1 pseudogene is annotated in these 532 nt (G+C 66.5%); it reads right to left on the bottom strand.

Annotated elements, in window-relative coordinates:
- A pseudogene (locus tag K3M35_RS25905) lies at positions 1–532 on the bottom strand (catechol 1,2-dioxygenase); the annotation flags it as partial.

Below are 532 nucleotides of genomic sequence, written 5' to 3'. Positions count from 1 at the left end.
ATGAGCTCGGGCTTGACGGCCGTGGCGACGTCGTCCTCGACCCACTCGCCGCCCTTGAAGTACAGCTGGGTGGTGATGGCGCGCTTGCCGGGAGCCTTCACCATGAGGTGCAGGTGGGCCGGACGCCAGGGGTGTCCGCCGTAGGAGCTGATGAACCAGCCGGTCGGTCCGTCGGCCGGGATCTTGTAGGGAGCCGGCTTGAGCGTGGTGATCTCGAAGTTGCCGTTCTCGTCGACCTCGACGGTGCCGCGCAGGTTCCACTCGGGGATGCCGGGGGCGAATTGCGAGTAGAAGCCCTCTTCGTCGGCGTGCCACAGCTCGACGGTGGCGCCGTGCAGGCCTTTGCCCTCGAGGTCGGTGACCTGGCCCTTGAAGACCAGCGGCGGCGCGACCTTGTCCTTCTCGCGCATCGGCATCGTGCACTTGGCCGGGAGCTTCGGGCTGTCCGGGACGTAGTAGGGGCCTTCGATGGAGCCCTTGGTGCCGGTGAAGCCCTTGCGGTTGTAGTGCACCTTCTCGATCTCGTGCTCGA

The sequence above is a fragment of the Rhodococcus sp. DMU2021 genome (assembly GCF_019641445.1).
Classification (GTDB): Bacteria; Actinomycetota; Actinomycetes; order Mycobacteriales; family Mycobacteriaceae; genus Rhodococcus; species Rhodococcus pyridinivorans.
This window is presented reverse-complemented; position numbering and strand designations above follow the sequence as displayed.